We start from the raw sequence: 21,608 nt of genomic DNA on the forward strand, positions 1-21,608 counted from the left end.
ATCAATTTTCTGACAAATATTTCTCAAATAAACTTCGAGTAATTTCTACCATCTAATCAATGAAAATAATTTCGATCGATTAACCAGTAAAAATCCACACAAGTTGTTCTTCTTCAATTCTTAATGAATTTTTCACCACCTCATCAGTGGCAAATCAACGCAATAAACACTCATAAACTTAACCAGTAAAGCTAAGTTCTGTTTGCTTCATCGCGTCGGGATGTGTGCATTATAGGAGATTTTTTTTGGTGCGCAAGTCTTTTTAAACATAGGATTTATTGAGTGTTGCTTTTTTAGACCAAAGCCTGCACAACAAACCACCAAAAATACGATAAACACATGATAAAAAGGAAGAAATATAAATTTAATATTTCTTCCATATTTTTTACTTTTTGCTCTTTATCTGAACACTTATGATTTTAACCGGTTGTTTTGGTACATTTTGATGCATTCCTTGGTTTCCAGTAGGTACATTTACGATTTTATCAATCACCTCCATACCCTTAGTCACTTTACCAAACACTGCATAGCCAGCATCTCTTTGTGAACGATTGAGGAAGCTGTTATCAGCAACATTTATAAAGAATTGACTCGTTGCAGAGTTAGGATTATTGGTTCGAGCCATCGCTAATGTGCCACGGGTATTCTTCAGACCATTATCTGCTTCATTCACAATTGGTGCTTTTGTTTTTTTCTCAACCATATTCTCATCTAAACCACCACCCTGAACCATAAATCCAGGAATCACTCGATGGAAGATCGTACCTGTATAGAAGTTGCTTTTAACATAGCTTTCAAAATTCTTCGCTGACACAGGCGCTTTATCATCAAAAAGCTCTATTTCAACATTCCCCATGCTGGTTTTCATTTCAACCATTGTGTTTGCAAATAAATGACCACTGGCCAAAAGTAAACTTGTTGTAATGAACAACGTTTTCATCATTGCTTTTCTCAACTTGAAAATAGATTTTTTGTGGACATTCATCTTAGTTTTACAAATTCATTTTTGCTATTTTTATTTGTTACGCTAAACAACACCTATGTTTCACGTGAAACATAGGTTCATCGGCAGATTAACTATTTTTATCCCAAAACTTTCTAAAGTTTTTTGCAAACTCAATCGTATTACGTTTAGCTTTACTTGAGATAGGGGTTAGGTTGAGAAAACCATGGCTCTGATCAACATAATTGACATACTGAACTTTGACACCATTTTGTCGTAGCTTATGACTATAGATCTCGCCCTCGTCATGAAGTAAATCATGTCCCGCTGTAATCACGTAGGCAGGCGCAAGCTTGCGAAGGTTGCCGAAGGTAGGTGAGATAATCGGATCATCTAAAGCGACATTGTGCTGGGTCGCATAATAGTCCGTAACGTAATCCACATCCTTACTGGTCAGCACTAAGCCTTCACCATAGGCGTAGAAAGAAGGATGTCTACTTTTGAAATCCACAGCTGGATAAATTAATAGTTGTGCTTGGGGTGCATATGCTTTTCCAACCGTGTGCTGCGCCACAACTGTACTTATATTACCACCCGCACTATCTCCAGCAACTGCAATACGATTTTTATAAATCTTGAGTTGGCGGCGATTCTGATAAACCCAAGCCAAAGCATCCTCACATGATTTAATCAGCAGTTGCGGCGATGCTTCGGGTGCCAGTGGATAATCAATACTCAAAACTTGTACCTTTGCGTATTTCGCGATTAATCGACATGCTTCATCATGTGTGTCCAAACCACCCACGACAAAACCACCGCCATGATAGAACACAATCATAGGAAGTTTCTTGTTTGGTGCTGGATGAAAATGACGAGCAAAAACTGTTCCGCTTTGCAAAGGTAATCGAATATCTTCAACAGATTCGATTGCAGTCGGTTTATTCAATATAGCCAACATCTGTGCATCAAATTGGCGTCGAGACTCAATCGGATCCTCACCCAGAATACCAATATGTCCTTGTTTGATTTGAACAGCCATCAAGCATTTGGTAAATGCATCTAAATCTGGGTATTGATATGAATAACCTAAAACCTTAGCAAGAGATTCTTGTACGATTTTAGGCAGCTTATCCAGCACTCGTGCAGCAGGACCTTGTCCATGATCTAAAATTGTTTGAATTTTTTGAGGTAATGCTGTCACGTTTTTCCCCTTTCCACTTTGTCGTTAGTTCTTGTTCTTTCCGACTATATGCCTTTATAAAGTCATAGATCAAGAATTTAAAAATAAAACCTAAGCTAAATGACTGATCTAAAAAAGTCATTAACCATTCTGCTTATCTATGCCCTCTTTTTAAGTCAGTCCAAATCATTGATTGGATCAGAAGACAAAAACCTCAAAAAGTAAAATTCTGCTTATTGAGGTTTTATCACTTCATATATCTCGATTAACGACCAGCAGATGCTGAACCTGTGACATTAATTCCAACTTGTCCTGGTTGGACTTGTGCTTTTACTCCAGCGCCAGTTTGGACACCATGAGAACCGACACCAACATTTGTTGAACCTGTCGCCTCAACAGAAACACAACCAACCATCGGACTTATCGCAATACACAATACTGAGATTAAAGTGAGCTGTTTCATAAATTTTCTCTTAATTAGGCCAACACAAACAATTTGGTTTGTGAAATATCATCATTGCTGTTTTGGATATCAATCTACAAGTCCGCATGGATTATTTTTACTGTCAGTTTGGCAAATCATTGCGAAAGGTTTCAATTGTCCTAAAACTAAAAAACTAGAATCATTTTATTGATTCTAGTTTTCATTCATCAATGAATCTATATAACCTAAGAGCGCCATATATAGCAGTATATGTTTAGATTATTCTGTTGGCATCAACATGACAATCTATTGCTCTGTAGGTTTAGATTTTTAGATTATTGTACTGATGCATCAGCATCGACCGCACCAGATACATCGGCAGATGGGCTACCTGACTCAACACCCATAGAAGTATCCGCTTGTATGCCTACACCAGCTTGCGCGCCAGTAGGGCTTGCACTTGTTTGAGCTGAACCTGAAGCTTCTACACCGCCTTGTGAAGTACAACCTACCGCTGTGAATGCTACACCTGTTACAACCATTGAAATCAATGCTAATTTTTTCATTGCTTACTTCCTTTCATTATGACAAAAAGCAAAGTCGCCTTTGCGTTGCCTATGATTCACAATTTTTTTCTCAGACGTGATGCGGATTGGTTGTAGTTTGTAGTGGAAGCTGCATTATTTTGCAATTTTTCTTAAATGAGTCATTTTCACAATTCACATATCTTTTCATTTAAGCAGCATCACTAAATTCTGATTAATACAGATGTTTCTTCATTCTGCGATGCATTTTAACTGCAAAATTCTGTTTATCTTATATTTTTATAATTCATAGAAACACTGCATAACTGTCTTATAAGATTACAATTACGTAGTTTTTATTGAAAATGAGTTAAGCAGCAATAAAAAACCGTGGTTTTAGTCCACGGTTTTTAGCCTTTTTTACTGTGATTTTAAGGCCACTGCATCTCACCCTTTACTACTTTTGCACCCAAATCCAAACTATCAGACTCACCTAAAGCTGGATATTGTTTTTGCATGGATTGTATTAACTGGGCTGAATCCTTGGTAGCTTTCACCGCTTTCTCATATTGCTTTAAATAGTCAATCGAGAAGTTCACTGCATCTAAACCTTCAGCCGCCCCTGCTTTCATATGTGCTGGTACCACAGTTGTCGGCTTTAACGCCTTGATACTTTCTAAAGCCTGAATCACCTCAGCACGGTCTTTTGTGGTCGGAGTATCTGCCATCCATAAGTGTATGCCTGAGGATACTGGAATCCCACCTACGACCGCTTTAGCACTTGGGATCCACAAATAAGTCAGCTCTTTTTTACCCTTAATTTCAATGCTTTCATTTTCAAACTTTAAGGTTTTCGCTGTATAGGCCTGAGGAATAATAATTTGAGTCGGTGCATTGGCGCCCATTTTAGGTCCCCAATACTGCACTTTCAAAGCTTGTGTATCTTGAATATGTTTAACGGTTTCAGGCGTCGCAATGATTTGTACATTTGGGAAGTATTGCTTAAATACATCTAAACCAAAGTAAAAGTCTGGATCACCATAACTTACAAAAATCGTTTTTAAAGTTTTACCGCTATCAAGGATATCAGCCGCGATACGCAAGGCTTCTGATTTAGAGAATTGAGCATTGACCAATAAAACTTCTTTATCACCTTCTATTAAAGTTGACGTAACCCCAAAATGCTCAGGTTTCGCCAGAAAATTTTGAATTTTTAATTCTTGTGCGAAGGTCGTTGATGCTGCCGCGAATGTTGATAATGCAGTGAATGCAATTGCATAAGGTTTTATGTTCATTTTTTCATCTCCAATCTGATAGAAAACACTATAAATTGCATTTACTACTGAATAAACAGCCTAAATTAAGATAAAATGTTGCATATCTTGCAACAATCAAAAATAAATATGGATACGTTAAAAGCCATTCAGGTCTTTGTTTGCATTGCACATCAAGGCAACCTCAGTAAAGCCGCAAAACATTTAGATTATTCTAAAGCGATGGTGTCTCGCTATCTTGAGCATCTCGAACAAAGCTTTTCTACTCGATTGTTTCAACGGAATACACGTAAAGTGTCGCTGACACCTGCGGGTGAAAAAGCACTGGTGTATTGCGAAAATATTTTGCAACAGCAACAACTATTAGCCGGCTTGGCTGCTCCAGAACAACATACGGGTACGATCCGCTTTACCTGTGGCTTATTTTTATTTCAACTGGGTGTGAATGAATGTATTCGACAATTTAAAAAACGCTATCCTCACATCCATTTTGACGTTTATTTGACTGAGAACACGCTTGATCTCATGGATGCTCAAGTTGATCTAGCCCTACGTATTACTCAAAAAGTTGCTGATGGACTGATTGCACGACCTGTATGCCAAATTGCATCTACTTTTTGTGCACATCCGCATTATTTACAAGATCATTCCCCCCTTTCACACCCCAGTCAATTGATTCAGCATGAATGTATTGCTCACTATACCCACAATCAATATTGGACCTTGTTTGATCAAGATCAACAACCTCAGAACTACCCCTTAAATGTGACCTTTAAAAGCAATGACGTGATTGCGCTGTATCAAATGTGCCTCGCAGCGCAAGGCATTGCCATGTTGCCGACGTTCCTTGTTCGTCAAGATATTGCAGCTAACCGTCTGCAACAGGTGTTTACAGATTTTTCTGCACCCGATCTGACTTTGTCTTTAGTCTATGCATCTAGACAACATTTACCAAAAATAACCCAAGAATTTATTGCTTTCGTGATCGAAAACTTAAATTTTTACCTAGATCAGCAAAATTAAAATATTTAAATCGACCTGAACGCTTGAATTTTGTCGGGTTGCCCATACTTCATCCATATTATGAATGACCAATATGTGGCAGTTCGGGTTTGATCCTATGAGCATTCACGCCAAAAGGACTGTACATGTTTAAGAACTTTTTTAAACGGAGATCATCAATGGCTAATGAGCACAATGAGCAAGCTCAAGACATTCAAAATGAGCAACAACCTGAACAAACTCAAACTGAAGGTGTAGAGCAAGCAACAAACGAGCTTAGCGTTGAAGATTTACAAGCGCAAATCACCACACTGGCAGAAGCTTTAAAACTAGAAAAAGCACGTGCAGCGAATGCAACCTATGAAGCAGAAAAAGTGAAAGAACGTTTAGAACGTGAAGCTGAAACTGCGAAAAAATTTGCTTTAGAAAAATTTGCCAAAGATTTACTCGACTCGGTCGACAACCTTGAGCGTGCGATTCAAGCTGCGGGCGATGAGCAGTCGCCTTTACTTGAAGGTGTACAACTGACCTTGAAATCATTACTCACCACGCTAGAAAAATTTGATGTGGTTGCAGTAGATACTACCAATGGCTTCAATGCAGATCATCACCAAGCAGTCGGTCTTGACCCAAATGCCAAAGCAGGTGAAATCGGCACGGTACTACAAAAAGGTTATACCTTGTCTGGTCGTCTCTTGCGTCCAGCGATGGTCATGGTTGGTCAATAAAGCACAAGAGCAACCTGTAAATTTGCTCAAAGTACAAAGAATTTGAGAGTTTTTTGATTTTTTTTCATAAAAATGCTTGAAAAAAACCGAATGACTCTCATATCGAATAACAAGCAAATCCCCTTTCGGAAGCAACGCTTTTCAGCCCCTTAATTTAGGGTGGAAATGAGGGGATTCAAAAAATTTTAGAGGAACACACCAAATGGCGAAAATTATTGGTATTGACTTAGGTACTACCAACTCATGTGTTGCTGTACTTGAAGGCGATAAAGTAAAAGTAATCGATAATGCAGAAGGCGCACGCACAACTCCATCAATCATTGCCTATAAAGATGGCGAGATCTTGGTTGGTCAAAGTGCAAAACGTCAGGCTGTAACTAACCCAAAAAATACATTATTCGCAATCAAGCGTTTAATTGGTCGTCGCTATGAAGATGCTGCGGTACAAAAAGACATCGGTCTTGTACCTTACAAAATCATCAAAGCTGACAACGGTGATGCTTGGGTTGAAGTAAATGATAAAAAATTAGCACCTCAACAAATTTCTGCTGAAATCTTGAAAAAGATGAAAAAAACTGCTGAAGATTATTTAGGTGAAACTGTAACAGAAGCGGTTATTACTGTTCCTGCTTACTTCAACGATGCACAACGTCAAGCAACTAAAGATGCGGGTCGTATTGCAGGTCTTGATGTTAAACGTATCATTAACGAACCAACTGCTGCTGCACTTGCGTTCGGTATGGACAAAAAAGAAGGCGATCGTAAAATCGCGGTTTATGACTTAGGTGGCGGTACGTTTGACGTATCAATCATCGAAATCGCAGACCTTGATGGCGACCAACAAATCGAAGTTCTTTCTACCAATGGTGATACTTTCCTTGGTGGTGAAGATTTCGATAACGCATTGATCGAATACTTGGTTGAAGAGTTCAAGAAAGATCAAAGTGTGAATCTGAAAAATGATCCACTTGCGTTACAACGTTTAAAAGAAGCGGCTGAGAAAGCAAAAATCGAGCTTTCTTCATCTAACGCAACTGAAATCAACCTTCCATACATCACTGCTGATGCGACTGGTCCTAAACACTTAGTGATCAACGTAACACGTGCAAAACTTGAAGGTTTAGTTGCAGACTTAGTTGCTCGTACCATTGAACCTTGCCGTATCGCACTGAAAGATGCTGGACTTTCAACTTCTGAAATCTCAGACGTGATCTTGGTAGGTGGTCAGTCTCGTATGCCACTTGTACAACAAAAAGTACAAGAATTCTTTGGTAAAGAGCCACGTAAAGACGTGAACCCTGACGAAGCTGTGGCAATGGGTGCTGCGATTCAAGGTGCGGTATTGTCTGGTGACAAGAATGACGTACTTTTACTCGACGTAACACCATTAACCCTTGGTATCGAAACCATGGGTGGCGTGTTAACTGCAATTATTGAGAAAAACACCACGATTCCTGCGAAGAAATCACAAGTGTTCTCAACTGCTGCTGACAACCAACCTGCTGTAGACATTTCTGTGTTCCAAGGTGAACGTAAAATGGCTCAGCAAAACAAATTGTTAGGTAACTTCCAACTCGGCGACATCCCACCTGCTCCACGTGGTGTGCCGCAAATTGAAGTTTCATTCGATATCAACGCTGATGGTATCTTAAAAGTATCTGCGAAAGACAAGAGCACAGGTAAAGAGCAGTCGATCCAGATTAAAGCAAACTCAGGTTTGTCTGATGCTGAAATCGAAGCAATGATCAAAGATGCTGAAAACAATGCAGAAGAAGACCGTAAGTTTGAAGAGCTTGCGAAAGCACGTAATGAAGCAGACGCTTTAATTACTAGCTCGAACAAAGCAGTGAAAGATCTTGGTGAACAAGTGACTGCTGATGAAAAAACTGCGATTGAAACTGCGGTTTCTGAACTTGAAGCTTCAACAAAAGAAAATGATGTTGAAGATATCAAAGCAAAAACTGAAGCTTTACAAAACATCTTGATGCCAATCACACAACGTGCTTATGAACAAGCACAAGGTGCTGCGGGTGGTGCTGAAGGTTTTGATCCAAACGCATTCCAAGGTGGCGATGCAGGTCAACAACAAAAAGCGGACGATGGCGTTGTAGATGCTGAGTTCACAGAAGTAAAAGACGACAAAAAATAATTTGTCATTTTGAATAAAACCGCTCATATTTGGGCGGTTTTTTTATGTAATTTAAGCTTTAAAATATAGGGCTAGTTTATATTGATTATTATTAAAAATAATGATAATTGTATGATTTTAATGAATGTAAATTTTCTTTATTTTAAAATAAATGGTAAGAATTAAATATGAATATATATAAAATTGAGGTTGAAAATTTTAGACTTCTTAAAAATTTTTCAATGGATTTAGAAAAAGAGTTATCTTTAATTATTGGAAAAAACAATGTTGGCAAGACATCACTTCTATCCGTACTTGATAAGTTCTTAAACGAAAAAAGTAAATTTTCTTATGATGACTTCAATATAGAGATAAAAAAAACATTGGAGAACATGATAAAGTCGAGTAAGACTCTTACAGAAAAAGAGTTCGTAGCAATAGGTATTAAGTTAAAAATATTTATTAAATATGATGAAAATGATGATTTATCCAATGTAAGTAAAGTTTTAATGGATTTAGATCCAAATAATAATAAAATAGTTTTAGGATTTGAATATACTTTAGATCATACAAATTACTTAAAAATTAAAAAAGACTACACTGCTTTTTTAGCGATTGAGAATACCAAAGTTTATACAGGAACAAAAAAGAAGCCAAGAGAATTAAATGAATTTTTAAAACAAGAATTAGATCATTATTTCCATATTGATAAGTTATCTTTTGAGTATGATGTTGTTAGTCAAAAAGTTAATATTGATAAGTCTATCGATTTAGTGAAAGAAGGAATTAGTCTTAAAGATATTATTAACTTTAAATATATTAGTGCGAGACGAGATGTAACGAACAAAGAGAAAGAAAATACACTATCTAAACAAACTTCTAACCTTTATAAAAAGGCAGAAGATAATACCGAAAAGAAGGATGCTACAGACGGTTTCAAAGATCAGCTTTCAGAAACTGATAATGAATTAAGTGCTATATATAAGGATATTTTTAAGGGTGTACTTGAAAAAGTTCAAAGATTTGGTGGTATAAAAGGACAAAGCACTGACATATCCATTATTTCAACATTACAACATAGAGAGTTGCTTGATGGTAATACTACAGTGGTATATAGCCATGACGATCATCAGTTACCAGAGAGTTATAATGGGTTAGGTCATATGAATTTGATCAGTATGATTTTTGAAATTGAAATCCTTGTACAAGAATTTAAAAGGGACAAAGATACAAAACCTGCTGATATAAATCTATTGTTTATCGAAGAGCCAGAAGCACATACGCATCCACAGATGCAATATATTTTCATTAAGAATATAAAGAATTTACTCAAAGAGGGTATTCAAAGAGATGATGGAATAAATAGATCATTACAATATCTGATTACAACACATTCATCTCACATTGTCGCTGATAGTGATTTTGAGGATATTAAATATTTAAAAGTTGTAGAAAAAAATAGTGTAGTGTCGAAGAATCTTTCAGATTTAATAAAAGAATATGATACTGATAAAACACAATATCAATTTCTAAAACAATATTTAACAATAAGTCGAGCTGAAATTTTCTTTGCTGATAAAGCAGTCTTAATTGAGGGTGATACTGAAAGGATTTTGATACCAACGATTATGCGAAAAGTTGATTTAGAAGAAGCTAAATGTCTAGAAGTTGAACATAAAGTTGATGAATTTTTACCTTTACTCTCTCAAAATATATCAATAATAGAAGTTGGGGCGTATTCACAGATTTTTGAAAAGTTTATTAACTTTTTAGGTATTAAATCATTAATTTTAACGGATATTGATTCAAAAGGTGATATTGGAAATAAAGATAAGAATACTGGTAAACCAATCATTGAAGCTTGTGAGGTTATAAAAGGTATAACGACCAGTAATTCAGCAATTAAGCATTTTTTGGGACATATACAATGGGATGATTTGAAAGTATTGTCTGCTGAGAGGAGAATAGTTCCTGGAGGAAAAATATGTTTATGTTATCAACAAGAAGAGAATGGCTATCATGCAAGAAGCTTTGAAGATGCATTTATTCATATAAATAAAAACTTTATATGTGCAAAGATAGAAGACTTTCAAGGATTGAAAAATAGGAAACACTTCAATGATGGTGTAAGTGATGCTTATATACTTGCTGAAAATTGCATTGCAAAGAAAACACATTTTGCATTAGACATTTTATATCACAGCAATGATGATTTCAGTAATTGGCAAATACCTGCGTATATTAAAGAGGGTTTATTGTGGTTGAAAGCAGACTAAATCTAGAACTCGAAGTACAGCAGATTTTCCAGCTAATTGATCAAGGACGAAATTTTCTTTTAAGCGGTGGTGCTGGAAGTGGAAAGACCTATTCATTAGTCAGTGTGATTAATCAGGCAATTACTGAAAATCCTACAGATAAGATTGCTTGTATGACCTATACAAATGCAGCAGTGAAGGAAATTGAGGAAAGAGTTAATCATAAGAATTTGAATGTAACTACGATTCATGATTTTTTGTGGGACAATATCAAACATTTTCAAAAAGAGTTAAAACAAGCCATTATTTCCTTGGCTAATGATGAAAATATAAAAAAAATTTCTATTGATGGAGAAAATCCTCTTAGTAATGATTTTTTTGATCATCTAGAGGGTGGAATCCAATATAAAGAATTTGTGCGTATGAAAGAAGGTATCATCTCACATGATGAACTACTTATTATTGCAAACTATCTTTTTGATAAATATCCAAAACTTTGTAGCATCGTAAAAGATAAATATAAATTTATCTTTATTGATGAATATCAAGATACAAGTGAAGGTGTTGTTGAAATTTTTCTAACTCATTTTAAGAAGAGTAATAAGAAAAATATTATTGGTTTCTTTGGGGACGCTATGCAGTCCATCTATGATGATGGAATTGGGAATCTTGACAGGTATAAAGGAGTAGATGAAAGTACAGTAAATGAAGTGTTGAAAAAGCAAAATCGAAGAAATCCTCAGCTAGTTATTAATTTAGCAAATAAATTGCGTACTGATCATATTAAACAAGAACCCTCTACTGATCGAAATGCACCAAATATGATGGAAAGTATAGTGAAGCAAGGCAAAATTTTGTTTTTATATTCTAAGAATGATGATACTGATATAGCTAAAAGGTTTTTAAAGGAGAAAGAAAACTGGAATTTTGACAAGAATGAAGTAAGCAGTACAAGTATCAAAGAAATTAAAACAAAAGAATTAAATCTTACTCATAATTTAATTGCTGAAAAAGCTGAATTTAAGAATTTAATGGATATTTATGATAAAGATCCTATTATTGGCTTAAAGTCGGACATACTGAGTAAAATAAAAGAGAATAAAAAAAATAATAAACCTGAAATTGCAATTACTGAAGACGATACTTTTGAGAATGTTGTGGATAAATTTCAATTAAAAAATAGATCAAAAGAATTGAAGAAAGATGTTCTATTGATGAACCCAATCACAGCACAGCTTTATAATCAATTAAAAGATAAACCATTTTCTGTAGTGAGAAAAATATATTTAGATAAAGATGCTTTGATTGATGATAAAAAACAAAATGAAGACGATGAAAATAAAAAAGGTTCTAAGCGAGATAACTTGATTAAACATGTTTATAAAATTCAAACTAATATTAGGCTATATCAAGATAAAAAGTATAATGACTTTTTACGAGTTACAGACTTTCGTTTTAAAATTGAAAAAATATCAGATAAAAAAACTCTGAAAGAAAATATTGAGAGCCTTGTTAATGTTGGTGATAAAACAATCGAAGAAGTTATCAATTTTGCTCATGAAAAAGGTATTTGTCTAATTGATGATAAATTCAATTCTTTCAAAGAGAAAAATGAGTATCTATATAATCGTGTTAAAACAGTCAAATTTAGTGAGTTTCAAAAGTTATATGATTATTTAGAAGGGAAAACACCATTTTCAACGCAGCATAAAACGAAAGGTGCTGAGTTCGATAATGTTTTAGTGGTATTAGATAATGGTAATTGGAATGACTATAACTTTAACTATCTTTTCAATGAAGAAAATATTCGTCAGAGATTTATTGATGGAAAGTCTAAGACTAAAAGCAAATTAGAATCACTTCCGAGAGTGCTTAATAGAACACAAAAGATATTCTATGTTTGTTGTACACGAGCAAAGGAAAATTTAGCAGTTTTCTTTCACAATCCTGATGAAGAAGTTGTAGCAAAAGCTAAAGAATGGTTTGGTGATGATAATGTTCTTGATTTAGAAGTGGTTCACAGATGAATAACTATGGTGTTTTGTTGGTATATACATAGATTTTTTTATAAAAGTAAAGAGTGAGTAAATTCAATTATTAATTCAAATTTACTACACAATATAAATAATAACAGCATAAAAGTAGTGTTTGCTATTTTAGCTGTCAGATATAAAGTTACAACAGATATTACTTCACAAACCGCATCGACAAGTCCACAGCCTTAACATCTTTAGTCAATGAACCCATCGGAATATAATCAACGCCTATGCTTGTGACTCCATGGTTTAGCCTTCTGTAGTTTGGTTGAAATACAGTTCACCCAAAATCGGCATAAATAATGGAATCACCCCACAAGCTGATATTTCATCCAGAAACTCAGGGATATTCACATCAGGTAATAACTGTGGTGTCTCATCAATCGGAGTCACCATGCTATCCCAATGGCACGGGATAATATATTTTGGCTTGAGCAGTTGCACCACATCTCTGACATAATTCGGTCGGTATTTACGTCCAATTGCACACAAACAAACGATATCCGCCCGCCGCCCTTGCAATTCTTGTTCGATAAAATCCGCTGAATCGATATGTACAACGCTCAGTTTTCCAGTATTAATCCACCAGTTAAACACCTGCCCATGTCTTAGCTGATGAAATTTGGGTGGATAAGGTGGTGGTGTGGTCATATCTCCAGGTAGTGGCACACGTCCAAACAGTGCTTTGCCATGAATCGAAGGTAGTCCAATAACTTGCCACCTTCCACAATCAATCACTTCTCGCCCTTTTGTCTCTAACATCTGCTGTTCAGCTAGTCCTGCTGAACGTCCATACATGAGACTCGCTTTAGATCCAATTAATCGTGCGCCTGTTTGTTTACACACTTCAGGGGCATCCAAAATATGATCATAATGTGCATGTCCAATCAGCACATCATCTGCCTGTGGAATGTATTGTTTAACCAATTCTGGATCACTGAGCAAAGGTTGAGTGAGTGTATGCCATAGGCTTGGACGACTAATAAATGGGTCCAAAACCAAAGTACGATATTGATCTGATAGGATAAAACCTGCTGTACCTAAATATTTAATTTTTAAATTTTCGTTTTTCGCTTGGGCTGGAGAGCAAGCTGTCCATGTTGGATCAGGTGTTTTGAGTAAATACTTCAGCATTTAGATTCCCTTTCATTTTATTTTACTTATCCGTTTCTACTTAGAACAGCTTAAATATGGCAGCTGTACTCATACATAACAAGTGCAATGTTAGCGCTCAAGGAGCGGTATCACAGATCACCAACTTGATACACACAAACTTTATGTATAATTCAAAATGTTAAAATGATGATATAAATAAAAGATGAAAGCTGATCTTGTTATCGCCAAGCCTCTATCAACCTTTATTTTCAAAATTGTTAAATGATACGAATCGTTTTTATATGTCTTACACTCTTTATTTTATGGTCTGGTTATCAAAGCTACCAGCACCCGCAGCTTAAATTTAACTCGCTTTTGGATCGGATCACCCACCCTTTCGATACACGGCTTCGCTATCGTATAGCAGAAGTTGACCCTCGCTTTAAACTCAGTATCGAGCAAGTGAAAGAGATTAGCCAACAAGCCACGCAAATTTGGAACGATGGGACAGGAAAAGAATATTTTGTATATGATCCTAACGCTCAACTGAGTATCCATTTAATTTATGATGAACGTCAAATTGAAAGTGAACTACGTCGACAACATTTGACTGAACTAGACGCAAACCAACAACAATGGCGAAATAAGAAGAAACAGCTTGATCAAATCGAACAAGCAATGATGCAAAACAAACAATCTCTAAACTTAAAACGACAACAGCTCGATCAGCAAATTCAACATTACAATCAAGAGCAACACGCTGCCCGACTCAAGCCGTCATCGACTACGCATCAGCAATATTTCCAACAACGGCAACAGGTTTTACAACAAAATATTGAATTATTAAAACAAGAAATAGCGCAATACAATCAAAAAGTTATTTCGCTAAATCAGAAGGTTGATGAGCTGAACGCACTGGATCAACAATTAAACACCTCAGTCAGTCAGTATAAACAACGTTTTCAACCCCATTTATTTCATAAAGGCTTATTTAACGGAAAACAGATTCTCATTTATGAACTTGAATCCCAAGATGACCTAAGATTAACTCTGGCGCATGAGTTTGGACATGCCCTTGGGCTAAAACACACTGATGACCCGCATGCTCTCATGCATCCGATTATGAAAGATCAAGATGCTGCTAATTTTCGTTTAACACCAGCCGACTTGAATTTATTGTTGGCACGTTAATCCAACCAACCTGTTGAAATTTAATCCAGCAAGAATCTAATCAGAATTTCATTCAAGGTTAAGCATGGTGATTTCTAGCTAAGAAGCAACGCATGACAAAAATACCTGTAGACCATTCATGTCACTAATAAACAATTTTTTGTTCAAAGGGAAAAAACTTTTCAGTTCGGGATGACTCTTACAAAAGTTAACAATTTGGTTGTTTTACAGCCATTTTTACTTTGATTTTAGTTTTACAAAGCTTAATCCTTTGATATTTTTCGACTTATGATAAAAATATAACCTGTTTTTTGATTTATTTATTGTGTATATCATTCGTTTCATTACTCGCTTTATTAGAACAAAATCACAATTTTTAGCTTTATTTATTAAATAGATAGCACTTTGACCTAAGCAAAAAATTGCTCAAGAATAAATTTTATTTTGGGGGATTTTACATGCGTGATCAAAGTTTAATGATCGTTATTGCGACATGCTTATACATGGGCATACCTCATGCAAGTTATGCTCAAAATCATTCGCATGGTACAACTCCCCATAACCACCATGCGGTTGAAACACCAATACATTACCGTATTGCAGAGATCGACCCGAGATTCAACTTAAGCAGCCAGCAGGTGCTTGAGCTAATCCAACAAGCTGCAAATATCTGGACACAAGAAACGGGAAAACAACACTTTATTTATGATCCACACGCCAAATTTAGCATTCACTTAGTTTATGATGAACGTCAACAACAGAGCACTCATCGTGTCCAAAGCTTGGGTCAAATCACACAACAACAAAAACAATGGGAAAACCAGAATCAGCAGCTACAACACGTCAAAGATGAAATCGAAAAAACCACAACCTTGCTCACCAATAAACAAGCGCAACTCACCACCCAATTTCAACAATATAACGCAGATATACAGCGGTTTAATCAACAACGTTCATCGTCAAAAAATTTAGCTAATCAGCTCGCCCAGCGCCAAAAAATACTGCAACAACAAGCCGCTACACTACAGCATGACATGCTACTGCATAACCAAAAAACACAGCAAATTAATCAGGAAATTAAAAACTTAAATCAAAAAAACCAGCAACTTGTTGCCGCAGCGAATCAATTTAATCAAGTCTTTCAACCTCGTCTATTTCATAAAGGTCATTTTAATGGCAAGCAGATTGTTATTTATGAGTTTACGACTGCAGATGATTTACGTTTAACTCTCGCACATGAATTTGGACATGCTTTGGGATTGGCACATACAGATGATCCTAAGTCTCTAATGTATCCCGTTATCCAACAGCAAAATTTGCAAAGATTTTCTTTTACTGATTCTGATCGAAACTTGGTAAAAGCAAGATACTGAGCATAAAAATATCTCTTGCGCTGAACCATACAACTAGATAGACAGTCTGTTTTTTAGACAAATAGGTTTTTAATTTTACATGATATAGATCGTATTTTATTCAGTCAATTATCCCTATTTATGCTGATTATTTTTGCCAAAATTATCATTTTTCCCATTCGAGAATAAAAAATAAATAATTGTTGCTACATTAATTTTAGCTCAATCAACCCTCAAACTAGAGACTCTTGACTCAATTAAACATTTATTTTCTACAGATGTATTTTTATTCATTGTCTATAAATATTTTTCAACCCCGTGAATTTAAATATATTTCATCAAATTGACTAATCATAAAAGCTGATTAAAATACAGCCCTTTTCAAGTTTTATCTCCTGCTATGCGTTTATGTTCTCTCCTATTGGCCACATGTTTTTTTGTGCTGGCTCAAGCATCGGCTTTTGCTCAAATTTCCTCAAATTCTACTCAGAGCCAAGTCCGCTATAATACAGAGCACCCTTTGCACTACCGTATTGCCAATTTTGATCCTCGCTTAAAGATTAGTCAGCAGCAAATGATTGATTTAAGCAAACAGGCTGCAGCAATTTGGGAAAAAGACACGGGACAACACTATTTTGTTTATGATCCTGAAGCTGAGTTTTCCATTCATTTAGTCTTTGATCAGCGTCAAATTCGTAGTATGAAACGCGCTGAAAGTTTGAATCAATTAGAACATGAACAACAAATTTGGCTAAATGAAAATCAACAATTACAACAACTCAAACAAAATGTAGCTCAATCAAAAATGCAACTTGAATTGCAGAAAACTGAATATCAAACCGGTGTTGAGAATCTGCAACAACATAAACAGCGAAGCTCGATTAAAACCTTATTTACGTCAATTCAAAAACAACAACAAGATCTTGAACAACAGTCTGTACAGCTACAAACGCGTATTGCTAAACATCAGCAGCTGGTTCAGCAACTAGACCTACAAACGGAAAAGTCCAAACAACTTTACCAACAATTAACCCAATCAATTGCTGAATTTAATCAAACCTTTAAGCCTCAGACTCTACACAAAGGTCAATTTGATGGGGACAAAATTTTTATCTACGAGTTTTCTTCAATCGATGACCTACGGCTAACTTTAGCGCATGAATTTGGACATGCCTTAGGACTCAAGCATACCCAAGATCCAAAATCTTTGATGTATCCGCGCATCAAAGCACAAGATGCCAAAGATTTTAAACTCACCAATACAGATTTGGAGCTATTGGGTTTTTCTCGCTAAGGCTTGAGCCATACAGGCTAACGAACATTTATAAGCTGATGTTTTTGTAAGATGGCAAGAATGGGTCGATTGTTTTGATTTATTCATGTTATTGTGGAGTGAAAACATCATCTTAGCCTAAATGGAGATCAGCATGAGTTATTATCATATCTTAATTGAAGTGAATGACCACATCAGTACGATTGAGCAGACTCGTGATATCGAAATCTTGGATATTCAAGATATTAGCCCTTATCTTCACTCGATTTTGATTCCCTATTTCAATGAGCAAATCGTCGAGCTTGAAGATGAAAATATTGCACATGATGAAATTCTACATTTAGAGGTCAAACAGACCTTATTGCCGATTGAGCATTTAATCGAAGAAGAACAAAAACAATTGCCGAGTGATACTGATGTCACCATTACCGCTTATGAAATTTTTAATGATCGTGATTTAAGCCAAGATGTGACTGTGGTTATTTTAGATATTTTAGAAGCTGTAAAATTAGATGCCGCACCTTAAATAAAAAAAGGTCTGCCATTCAATGGGCAGACCTTTTTTTATCAGTTCAATTTATTGCATCATTTTTTTGGCTTGTTCTTGACGGAAAGCGCGCAAAATTTGCTGCCCTGCACGTCCTGTTGGATTTAACCCTAAACGCGTTTGCTCTTGACGAATCGCTTGACGACTTTTATCGCCTATCAATCCATCTACCGCACCAATGTCATGACCACGTTGAACCAAAAACTGTTGAATTTCACGACGTTCCACTCGCGATGTACCTGCATCATCTGTAGGCCAAGCCGTTAAAAATGGTGTTGCTCCACCTAACCGATCTGATAAATGTGCAATCGCTAAACCATAACTTTCAGCAGCATTATAACTATAAATTGCATCGAAATTTTTAAACACTAAGAACACTGGACCATTGGCACCTGCAGGTGCAATCAAACCTGCAGGCGTGCTGCCTGATAAATTTCCTTGCACCAAAGCCCGACCATCCGCACGAGTTACGCCCTGAGCAATCCAACTATTCAGTGACTTTTTATTACGACGGCTTTCACCAGAAATCGACATGCCTTGTGGAATTTTCACCTCAAAGCCCCAAGGCATCCCTGTTTGCCAACCCGCACGTTTTAAAAAGTTTGCTGTTGATGCCAAAGCATCTGGAATACTGGAAACAAGGTCACGGCGACCATCACCATCAAAATCTACGGCTAAACGCTCGTAAGTAGATGGCATAAATTGGGTATGCCCAAACGCGCCTGCCCAAGAACCAAAGAGCTGATCTTGGGTGACATCACCACGTTGTAAAATACGCATGGTGGCAAAAAACTCACCACGGAAATAACTCTGACGGCGACCTTCACAGCTCAATGTCCCTAAAGCTTGTAATAAAGGATATTTACCTGAAATATCACCAAAATTACTTTCCACACCCCATACCGCGACCACGGTTTCGACAGGCACACCATAAGCTTGCTCTACTCGTCTCAAGACATCACGATGTTGCGCTAATTTTTGCTGTCCCGCCTGAACTCGCTCATTATCGACCAAACCCGATAAATAATCCCAAATCGGTGTGGAAAACTCAGGTTGATAATTCAGTCGATCAATGACCGAATAATCCGCACTCAGATTTTGGGTATAGCGGTCATAATTCGCGGCGGAAACACCAGCAGCAACAGCTGAAGATCGTAAACTCGCCAGACAACTCTGAAAATTCCGAGTCGGGGTAAAACTGCTGTTATTTGCAGCCGTCGGCGTTGTTGTTGTGGTCGTAACTTTTGCGCCATTGATGATCAACTCAGCATGGGCACTATAAGATAAGGTCAACAAGGCAGAGCCTAGAAAAAAAGGGAAATAATGTTTCATGTCTTAACCATAATTTTTGAATTCAAATTTCTTGTTCACCTTAACACGCTCTATCAAGATGTATAGTTTGGAAACGTAACTTTGAATTCATTCTTCCTCGTTTAAATTTAAAGTTCTCTTTTTTAAATTTAAAACACAGACACTATTTAAATTTAAAAAGCTCAAGCGCCATGTTTTGAATTCAAAATAAGCTTAACTCAACACATCAACTTTGAATTTAAAAACACAACCAGAACGTCGCATCAGTTTTAAATTCAAAAAAACACTCCGATTTAAATTCATTTTAACAACCCAACCGATGAGATCAGAAGAGAAAATTGCTGATTTATAGCTATTTATTCACCTCAAAACACTTATAACCCAAGGAAATAGATATCTACAGGCCCATAATTTAAATTCAAAACAACGACACTCGCCACTTTTAAATTTAAAACCTGATCGTATTTTTAAATTTAAAAACAGCATAAGCAGCTTCTCGCGTTTTAAATTCAAATTAACCCGCAGGATTTAAATTCAAAAGTAAGAAATAAAGTTATCCACACCTCAGCGCAAGATCAACAGCATTCATTTTTTGAATTTAAAAGTAATAGGCAATAAAAAAGCGATCCGAAGATCGCTCAATTGTGGATAAATATTTTAAATTTAAATACTCATTTCATCCGTCAAGGCCAAAGGCACAGGTAAAATCTGAGCAAGCTGACGACATAAAACAGTTAAATCATCACGATTATTCGGCATCAGAGTAATATGGCCTAACTTACGACCTGCACGTTCAGACTTATTATAAAGATGTAAATGCGCGCCGTTGAGTGCCAAAACGTCTTCTGATCGAGGATGCTGACCAATAATATTGATCATTACCGTAGGACGAATCACCTCTGTTGAACCTAACGGTAATCCCGCAACTGCACGAATATGATTTTCAAATTGCGAGCAAATTGAGCCTTCAATCGACCAGTGACCTGAATTATGTACGCGACATGCCATTTCATTGGCATATAAACCTTGTTCAGTCACGAACAATTCAAGCGTCAGCACACCCACATAATTGAGGTGATTCAACAGACGGGTAATATAGTCTTGCGCAACAGGTTGTAAATCAGTGCTATTTGGCGCAGGCACAATGGAGTGTGACAAGATACCATTGTGATGGTGGTTTTCAGCCAATGCCCATGTTTTAACATCGCCATTTTGACCACGAGCCGCAATAATCGAGACTTCACGACTGAATTTTACGAAACTTTCAGCGATCAAGCTTTTGGCAGGGCCAAGTTCAGCCCAAGCGGTATCGATTTGCTCTTCTGAACGTAATACAAATTGACCTTTGCCATCATAGCCGCCTGTCACGGTTTTCAGTACGATAGGCAAACCTAAGTCGGTTACGGCTTGTTTTAAGCTATCGACGCTATCTACCGCACGATACGGCGCAACGGGGATATTCAATTCATCGAATAAGCTTTTTTCAGCTAAACGATTTTGCGCAGTTGCCAAAGCAAGGCGAGGAGGGTGCAATGTCTTGGTTTGGGTTAATACATCCACATCCGCGACAGGGGTATTTTCAAACTCAAGGCTAAATACATCAGCACTTGCAATAAAATCCTGTAAAGCATGCTCATTTTTACTTGAGAACACAGGTCCTAAAATTGCAGCAGGACAATCTGTTTCTGCTTCAAAAAAGGTACATTGAATATTCAGAGGTAACGCTGCTTGCGCCATCATGCGGCCAAGTTGCCCGCCGCCAAAAATACCGATGGTTTTATTCATTTATATGACTCTCTTGCTCAGACAAAGTCTTCGCCTTGCATTCGGGCAAAGCGTTGCTTTGCTTATCCTCATTCATGACCAGGAATGTTTTTGCTCGACACTTTCTCAGTTTGTGCAGTACGGAAATCCGCAACATTTTTTGCGATCTCAGGACGAGTTAAACCGAGAATTTGAGCCGCCATGATCGCTGCATTGGTCGCACCGGCTTGACCAATCGCCAATGTTCCCACCGCAATGCCCGCTGGCATTTGTACGATCGAAAGCAATGAGTCGACACCATTTAAAATAGAAGATTTAACAGGTACACCAAGTACAGGTAAATCAGTCTTGGCTGCACACATTCCTGGTAAATGCGCAGCACCACCGGCACCCGCAATAATCACTTGGATACCACGATCACGGGCTGTTGCTGCATATTCAAATAAACGGTCTGGGGTACGGTGCGCAGAAACCACTTCAGCTTCAAATGGAACACCCAATTGTTTGAGCATATTTGCCGTATGTTCAAGCGTTGCCCAATCTGATTGAGAACCCATGATAATCCCGACTAAAGGTTGGCTATCTGTTGCGACCGCATTCAT

Annotated in this window: 17 protein-coding genes and 2 pseudogenes; 9 read left to right on the plus strand and 10 right to left on the minus strand. The window is 36.8% G+C overall.

Annotation, left to right across the window (positions count from 1 at the left end; all coding sequences use genetic code 11):
- Positions 1-385: 385 nt before the first annotated feature.
- The 5 genes from EAH57_RS15090 to EAH57_RS15110 form a co-directional block, all read right to left on the minus strand.
- Positions 386-943, minus strand: coding sequence for a peptidylprolyl isomerase (locus EAH57_RS15090; RefSeq protein WP_004672167.1), 558 nt, complete (start codon positions 941-943; stop codon positions 386-388).
- A gap of 130 nt (positions 944-1,073) precedes the next feature.
- Positions 1,074-2,144, minus strand: coding sequence for an alpha/beta hydrolase (locus EAH57_RS15095; protein WP_121930766.1), 1,071 nt, complete (start codon positions 2,142-2,144; stop codon positions 1,074-1,076).
- Between the two features lie 244 nt (positions 2,145-2,388).
- Positions 2,389-2,586 (minus strand): hypothetical protein, encoded by a 198-nt coding sequence (locus EAH57_RS15100; RefSeq protein ID WP_121930767.1) that lies wholly within the window; start codon positions 2,584-2,586, stop codon positions 2,389-2,391.
- Between the two features lie 296 nt (positions 2,587-2,882).
- On the minus strand, positions 2,883-3,113 hold the full coding sequence (locus EAH57_RS15105) for a hypothetical protein (RefSeq protein ID WP_121930768.1): 231 nt from the start codon (positions 3,111-3,113) through the stop codon (positions 2,883-2,885).
- A gap of 389 nt (positions 3,114-3,502) precedes the next feature.
- Complete coding sequence (locus tag EAH57_RS15110) at positions 3,503-4,366, minus strand: MBL fold metallo-hydrolase (RefSeq protein ID WP_121930769.1); 864 nt, start codon at positions 4,364-4,366, stop codon at positions 3,503-3,505.
- Positions 4,367-4,474: 108 nt separating this feature from the next.
- Between EAH57_RS15110 and EAH57_RS15115 the strand changes: the two are divergent.
- The 5 genes and pseudogenes from EAH57_RS15115 to EAH57_RS15135 all read left to right on the plus strand — a co-directional run bounded on the left by EAH57_RS15115 (position 4,475) and on the right by EAH57_RS15135 (position 12,485).
- Positions 4,475-5,436, plus strand: a pseudogene (locus EAH57_RS15115) (LysR family transcriptional regulator).
- A 90-nt stretch (positions 5,437-5,526) separates the two neighbouring features.
- Positions 5,527-6,075, plus strand: coding sequence for a nucleotide exchange factor GrpE (gene grpE, locus EAH57_RS15120; RefSeq protein ID WP_121930770.1), 549 nt, complete (start codon positions 5,527-5,529; stop codon positions 6,073-6,075).
- 202 nt (positions 6,076-6,277) lie between these two features.
- Positions 6,278-8,224, plus strand: coding sequence for a molecular chaperone DnaK (gene dnaK / locus EAH57_RS15125; RefSeq protein WP_121930771.1), 1,947 nt, complete (start codon positions 6,278-6,280; stop codon positions 8,222-8,224).
- Between the two features lie 167 nt (positions 8,225-8,391).
- Positions 8,392-10,479, plus strand: coding sequence for an ATP-dependent nuclease (locus tag EAH57_RS15130; RefSeq protein WP_121930772.1), 2,088 nt, complete (start codon positions 8,392-8,394; stop codon positions 10,477-10,479).
- On the plus strand, positions 10,461-12,485 hold the full coding sequence (locus EAH57_RS15135; RefSeq protein WP_121930773.1) for a UvrD-helicase domain-containing protein: 2,025 nt from the start codon (positions 10,461-10,463) through the stop codon (positions 12,483-12,485). The genes EAH57_RS15130 and EAH57_RS15135 overlap by 19 nt, the downstream gene beginning before the upstream one ends.
- 160 nt (positions 12,486-12,645) lie before the next feature.
- Here the strand turns inward: EAH57_RS15135 and EAH57_RS16185 are convergent.
- Together EAH57_RS16185 and EAH57_RS15140 are read right to left on the minus strand one after the other, a co-directional pair.
- A pseudogene (locus tag EAH57_RS16185) lies at positions 12,646-12,735 on the minus strand (hypothetical protein); the annotation flags it as partial.
- 8 nt (positions 12,736-12,743) lie between these two features.
- A complete protein-coding gene (locus EAH57_RS15140; RefSeq protein ID WP_121930774.1) occupies positions 12,744-13,628 on the minus strand; it encodes an MBL fold metallo-hydrolase in 885 nt (294 codons plus the stop codon).
- Between the two features lie 243 nt (positions 13,629-13,871).
- Here EAH57_RS15140 and EAH57_RS15145 point away from each other — a divergent pair, with 243 nt between their 5' ends.
- From EAH57_RS15145 to EAH57_RS15160, 4 genes are all read left to right on the plus strand, one after another.
- The gene (locus tag EAH57_RS15145) at positions 13,872-14,780 is read left to right on the plus strand and encodes a matrixin family metalloprotease (protein ID WP_121930775.1); all 909 of its coding nucleotides are present in this window, start codon (positions 13,872-13,874) and stop codon (positions 14,778-14,780) included.
- Between the two features lie 437 nt (positions 14,781-15,217).
- On the plus strand, positions 15,218-16,132 hold the full coding sequence (locus tag EAH57_RS15150) for a matrixin family metalloprotease (RefSeq protein ID WP_121930776.1): 915 nt from the start codon (positions 15,218-15,220) through the stop codon (positions 16,130-16,132).
- Between the two features lie 379 nt (positions 16,133-16,511).
- The gene (locus EAH57_RS15155; RefSeq protein WP_121930777.1) at positions 16,512-17,405 is read left to right on the plus strand and encodes a matrixin family metalloprotease; all 894 of its coding nucleotides are present in this window, start codon (positions 16,512-16,514) and stop codon (positions 17,403-17,405) included.
- Between the two features lie 121 nt (positions 17,406-17,526).
- Positions 17,527-17,910 (plus strand): hypothetical protein, encoded by a 384-nt coding sequence (locus EAH57_RS15160; protein WP_171407489.1) that lies wholly within the window; start codon positions 17,527-17,529, stop codon positions 17,908-17,910.
- 51 nt (positions 17,911-17,961) lie between these two features.
- Here EAH57_RS15160 and EAH57_RS15165 read toward each other — a convergent pair whose 3' ends face one another.
- The 3 genes from EAH57_RS15165 to purE all read right to left on the minus strand — a co-directional run bounded on the left by EAH57_RS15165 (position 17,962) and on the right by purE (position 21,608).
- Positions 17,962-19,263 carry a lytic murein transglycosylase gene (locus EAH57_RS15165; RefSeq protein WP_121930779.1) on the minus strand — a complete coding sequence of 434 codons (1,302 nt, stop codon included), beginning with the start codon at positions 19,261-19,263 and terminating at the stop codon, positions 17,962-17,964.
- A gap of 642 nt (positions 19,264-19,905) precedes the next feature.
- Positions 19,906-21,027 carry a 5-(carboxyamino)imidazole ribonucleotide synthase gene (locus EAH57_RS15170; protein WP_121930780.1) on the minus strand — a complete coding sequence of 374 codons (1,122 nt, stop codon included), beginning with the start codon at positions 21,025-21,027 and terminating at the stop codon, positions 19,906-19,908.
- Positions 21,028-21,095: 68 nt separating this feature from the next.
- Positions 21,096-21,608: a 5-(carboxyamino)imidazole ribonucleotide mutase gene (gene purE, locus EAH57_RS15175; RefSeq protein ID WP_121930781.1), complete on the minus strand. Its 513-nt coding sequence runs from the start codon at positions 21,606-21,608 to the stop codon at positions 21,096-21,098.

The sequence above is a fragment of the Acinetobacter sp. 2JN-4 genome (assembly GCF_003687745.1).
Lineage (GTDB): Bacteria > Pseudomonadota > Gammaproteobacteria > Pseudomonadales > Moraxellaceae > Acinetobacter > Acinetobacter halotolerans.